The 4984-nt window shown below is 39.8% G+C and carries 8 protein-coding genes; all 8 read right to left on the bottom strand.

The features are described 5' to 3' along the window. The coding region (locus VIH09_RS09905) for a cyclic pyranopterin monophosphate synthase MoaC (protein ID WP_331580462.1) at positions 1-287 on the bottom strand (287 nt) is incomplete at its 3' end. A 109-nt stretch (positions 288-396) separates the two neighbouring features. Next, the gene (locus VIH09_RS09900; protein ID WP_331580460.1) at positions 397-843 is read right to left on the bottom strand and encodes a molybdenum cofactor biosynthesis protein MoaE; all 447 of its coding nucleotides are present in this window, start codon (positions 841-843) and stop codon (positions 397-399) included. A 36-nt stretch (positions 844-879) separates the two neighbouring features. Beyond that, positions 880-1962 carry a HesA/MoeB/ThiF family protein gene (locus VIH09_RS09895; RefSeq protein ID WP_331580458.1) on the bottom strand — a complete coding sequence of 361 codons (1083 nt, stop codon included), beginning with the start codon at positions 1960-1962 and terminating at the stop codon, positions 880-882. A gap of 52 nt (positions 1963-2014) precedes the next feature. Further along, on the bottom strand, positions 2015-2257 hold the full coding sequence (locus VIH09_RS09890) for a MoaD/ThiS family protein (RefSeq protein WP_331580456.1): 243 nt from the start codon (positions 2255-2257) through the stop codon (positions 2015-2017). Beyond that, positions 2254-2823, bottom strand: a complete 570-nt coding sequence (gene mobA, locus VIH09_RS09885; protein WP_331580454.1) for a molybdenum cofactor guanylyltransferase — start codon at positions 2821-2823, stop codon at positions 2254-2256. The genes VIH09_RS09890 and mobA overlap by 4 nt, the downstream gene beginning before the upstream one ends. A 72-nt stretch (positions 2824-2895) precedes the next feature. After that, entirely contained in the window at positions 2896-3645 is a 750-nt protein-coding gene (locus tag VIH09_RS09880; RefSeq protein ID WP_331580452.1) for a sulfite exporter TauE/SafE family protein, read from the bottom strand. After that, positions 3642-3971: a winged helix-turn-helix domain-containing protein gene (locus tag VIH09_RS09875; protein ID WP_331580450.1), complete on the bottom strand. Its 330-nt coding sequence runs from the start codon at positions 3969-3971 to the stop codon at positions 3642-3644. The genes VIH09_RS09880 and VIH09_RS09875 overlap by 4 nt, the downstream gene beginning before the upstream one ends. 52 nt (positions 3972-4023) lie before the next feature. Further along, a partial coding sequence (locus VIH09_RS09870) for a molybdopterin molybdotransferase MoeA (protein ID WP_331580448.1) occupies positions 4024-4984 on the bottom strand: 961 nt, incomplete at its 5' end.

The following is a 4984-nucleotide window of genomic DNA, read 5'->3' as shown; positions in this document are numbered from 1 at the left end:
ACACCGGTTCTGTAAATTGCTTTTACGGTTACTTTTATCACTACCGAATCGTCCAAAAACTCATATTCAATTCCGGTAAATTCAATAGGCATCGGATGGCAATCCGGAATAGAATTCGAAGTGTTTTTTACCGCAAAAAGTCCAGCTGTTCTGGAAACTTCCAAAACATCGCCTTTCGGAACCGTTTTGTTGAGAATTGCCTGCATGGTTTCTGGCGAGCCTACTTTTACAATTGCCTGCGCCGTTGCCGTGCGTTGCGTAATTATTTTATGGGTGATGTCTACCATTATATGTTTTATTATTTTAAAGATTCACAAAGGACACGCAAAGGTTTCACAGAGATTATATTTCTCTTAGTGTATCTCTGAGATTCTTAGTGCAACTATGTGTACCAGCCTATTTATTTACTTTCCAAGTATACGATTCGTCTTCCGTTATTTCTTTGCCAAAAATGGCTGCCTTTTCTTTTATTTCTTCCACCAAAAACTCCAGGGCATCGTAAACCACTTTACGCCTTGGCGCAGACACAAAAACAAACAGACAAATCCCCCCTGTTTTCACGGTTCCCAGACTGTGGTAAATGTGCAAACACGAAAGTTCGAATTTGGCGAAAGCGGCTTCCCGAATTTCGTGGAACGTTTGCTCTGCCATTTCTTCATAAGCCGAATACTCTATTGCAACAACGGTCTTCCCGTCGATCACATCGGCACGCACTTGGCCTAAAAAAATATTGTGCGCTCCAATAGTCGTTTTGCTTTGGTGTTTCGCTATCGAATTACCTATGAATTCTGACGATATGGGACCCTGGATGAAGGATGTTTTTTTAGGTTTTCTTGTTGGCATTATTGTATCATTTTAATTTTTTATTTATCTTTTTTGCTAATGACTATTGCTATTGGTCATTGACACGAATTGAATTCCGTTTTCGAGATGCGAAAGCTTTGTAAACCCTTCTTTTTTCAAATAGGCCAAAGCCAATTGACTGCGTTGCCCGCTTTGGCAAAACAACAGGATTTCTTGGTTTTTATCCAGTTGGCTGCAGTAGCTTTCCAAAGACGAAATTGGTATATTCACCACATTTGAAGCTTCCCATTTTGGCTCTTCATATCCTTCCCTTATGTCGATGATCAAACAATCTTCCTGCTTGCATTTTTCCAGAAAAGTTGCTGCCGTTACGTTCTCCGCCATCTTAGCCGAATTCTGTCGCTGAATTGCTAATCCGTTGGCAATTCCTTTCTCAATGGCCGCAGGATTTCTATTAAAATTGACAAGCTGCATTTGATAGTGTAGCCCATCATAGAGCAACAACTTTGCTGACAATACCGTTCCGATTTCGAGAACAATCTTTAGCACCTCCATCGCCTGAAAAGAACCCAAGGTATTGGGCAACACCCCCAAAACTCCTGAAGCAACACAATTGGGAACCGAACTTAAACTTTCCGTTTGCGGAAACAAACAGCGGTAACTCGGACCGTTTTTATAGTTAAAAACCGAAACCTGCCCTTCAAACTTGTAAATCGAGGCATAGACCACCGGAATTTTTTTGACAATCGAAACGTCATTAATCAGATAGCGAATCCCTATGGTATCCGTACAATCGACAATAATTTGGTAGTCACCCACGATTTCGAAGGCATTTTCAATACTGAAAAATTCATTAAAAACGCGAACCTTCACCTCAGGATTGAGCTCCATTATCGCTTCGGCAGCTGTTATGGCCTTGCTTTTTCCGCAATCTTTCAAAGTGTACAACAACTGACGGTGCAAATTGGTTTCCTCGACCACATCTCCGTCCACAATTCCGATAAAACCGACTCCAGCCGCAGCCAGATTTTGCAAAACAGGACAGCCCAAACCGCCGGCTCCAATTACTAAAACACTGGCTTTCTGTAATTTTTCCTGTCCTAAAATTCCAATTTCCGAAAGGATTATTTGTCTGGAATATCGTGCTGTATTTATCACTTCTTTTTGTTTTTTGGAATTCAACTTCTCACTTCTCACCCTTCACTTACTTTTACCCCCCAGCATAAGGAGGCAGAAAAGCAATTACGTCTTGATCATTTAAGGTTGTATCCACCCCAGCAATGGCCTGATTAACAGCAATCGTGTAACTGACGCTTTGCATTTCTTGGTAAGCTGACTCCATTTTTGATTTAAAAGAATTCACCGTCATATTGGGTTCCTCCAACACCAGCTGCTCTTCTTTCTTCTTGGTCAACTCTGCCAATACCCCAAAATATTTAATGTTTAGAATCATAATTGAATTTTTTGATACTCTTCTGGAGTATTTATGTTTTGCACTTGAGCACTCCATTTTTCAGGAATCAACAGTGTTTGATTTTTAATTTCTTTAATTACTTGTCGCAATCTTAACCGATCCTTTTTTGTGTTTTCATCGAAAACGCTTACCAATGACCGGTCATAAATACCGATAAGCGGATAGGCCTTGTCTTGCAGTTGCACTTGTGTCATCTGATAAGAACCGTCCTGATTTTCAAGTATCCAAAGCAGCAATTCCGTCGAAACCAAAGGCGCGTCAACGCTAAGGATAAAATTCAGTTTTGTTTTGGAATGTTGCAAGGCTGTGTAAATTCCTCCCACAGGTCCTTTATCTTGAACGATGTCTTCAATTCGCGTATATCCCAAAAAATCATAATCCTCGTTCGAAGAAACAATCACAATATTCTCGCCCACAATCGGTTTTACCGCCTCGTAAATATGACTTACGAATGGTTTTCCGCCCAAGGGCAGAAGACCTTTATCTGTTCCCATGCGTTGGCTTTTACCTCCTGCTAATATGAATGCTGTTATGTTGTCTTTCATTTCGAATCTCTTTTCTTTCTTCTATTCTCTTTTTTCTATCCTCTTATCAGTCTTCACTTCCCATTCCTCAAATCAAGCCGTTACATATAATTTATAAATCGCTATTCCGAGAACCAGTGCGAGTACATTTTTCAAAATAGCAGAATTAAATTTTTTGCTGCCGTAATACGCTCCAAAAAAACCTCCAACGAATACAATTCCGATTAGCGGCATCGATGATTCGGGCAAAACACCCCCTTTTAGTAGGAAACCCGAAATGCCTGAAATGGAATTCACCAATATAAATAAAGCCGAAACGGCTGCTGTTTGTTTCATGGTTCCCCAGCCCATAAGAATGATTACAGGACTCAAAATTATTCCGCCGCCAATTCCTATCAAACCCGATAAAAACCCTATGACAGCCCCCACAATTAAGGCAGCATACAGATTCAAAGACGTTATTTCCTTTTTCTCTTTTCCCAAAAAACCCATTAATCTCAAAACGGCAAAGACTAATACCGTTGCCAATATCACTTTATAATAAAATGTGGGAACCGTAAGATACCCTCCCAAAAAAGAGAACGGAACTGATGTAATCGCAAAAGGATAAAACAGGTTCCATTTGAATTTTTTCTCCCGGTAATAAAAATAAAAGGAAATTCCGGAAACCAGGATATTAAGTATTAAAGCGGTTGGTTTCATGAAGCTTATCGGGAAAGCGAAGGCGCTCATTAATGCCAAATATCCGCTGGCTCCACCGTGCCCCACACTGGCATACAAAAAAGCGACAATGGGCAACAATAGCAGCAATAAAGGCATGTCAAATAGATCTATTGGAGTCATATGACATGTTTTTTTAATTGTTCATCCAGAAACACCCAACAGTCTGCATTGATTGCTTCAAAAGTTTCTATTAAAGACTTTCCGTATGGGGTCAGTATCGTACCGCCACCCTTGTTTCCGCCTATCTGAGTTTCTATCAATGGACTTTTTGCCGCTTTATTGGACACATCCACTAATTTCCATGCTTTTTGATAAGACAAATTCATGGCTTTGGCGGCCTTATTCAGCGAACCCGTTTCTTCAATTAATTTTAATAACTGAACACGGCCTTCACTGATAAGGATTCCCTCATCATTTTCAATCCAAATTTTACTCTTTATTTTCAAAACGGAATTTATTGCGTTATACTTTTACAAATATAACGAAAAGAAGTAAGCCCTAAATATGATAAATATCAACTTTTGCATCTTTCTCAATTTCATACGTTCCATCTGGGAGATAAACCAATGCATTAGCAAGCGAAAAAGTATTGAGCATCGAAGAATTTTGATGCGACAGTATAGTTACGGCATCACCGATAACAGTAGCCTTTAGAAACTGGCAACGGGAATTATTAACGCTAAAATTGTGGGTTATCCTTTTTTGTGAAGTTTGATTGTAGTTGGCAGCATTTCCAGAAATAATTGTTAATGTTGGCAATACATACACATAAAAACAAGTTAGGCAAGCCGCCGGATTACCTGGCAAGGCAAACACTATTTTATCCTTTTTCTTTCCTGCAAACAGCGGTTTTCCGGGTTTTTGGTTGACTTTGTAGAAAAGTGTTTCCACTTCGAGTTCCTTTAAAGCCTGAGCCACAAAATCGTAATCGCCCACGGATATTCCACCGGAAACTAGCACCACATCATTTTCTGACAATGCTTGTTGCAGTTTGGCTTTGGTGTTTTTAAAATCATCGTTTACTTCATACAAATTGATAGTGTCAAAAAAAGCATCCCTTAAAGCCGTTTGAAGCATAACGCCATTGCTCTCATACACTTTCCCGTATTCCAATTCATTTCCAGGCTTTACCAGTTCATTACCGGTGATTACAATTCCTATAGTGGGTTTTTGAAAAATTTTTACCGAAGTAAAACCAAGACCCGCAAGAAACCCAATGGCAGCGGCATTAAGCGCTGAACCTTTTTCAAGAGCCAAATCACCTTCACTATTTTGCTCCCCAATAGGTCTGATATTCAATCCTAATTTTGGATGTTCTTGAAGTTGTAAAATATTTTCTATAACACTGACTTTTTCAATTTGAATAACCGCATGAGCCGAATCGGGAACGGCAGCACCCGTAAAAATCTTGATCGCCTGACTTGGGAGAAGATTCACTTGATGCGTGTCCCCCGCTTTA

It is taken from the genome of Flavobacterium sp., assembly GCF_036515215.1.
In the GTDB taxonomy this organism is placed as follows: Bacteria; Bacteroidota; Bacteroidia; order Flavobacteriales; family Flavobacteriaceae; genus Flavobacterium.
The sequence above is the reverse complement of the archived record's forward strand: the minus strand, read 5'-3'. Positions and strand labels throughout refer to the sequence as shown.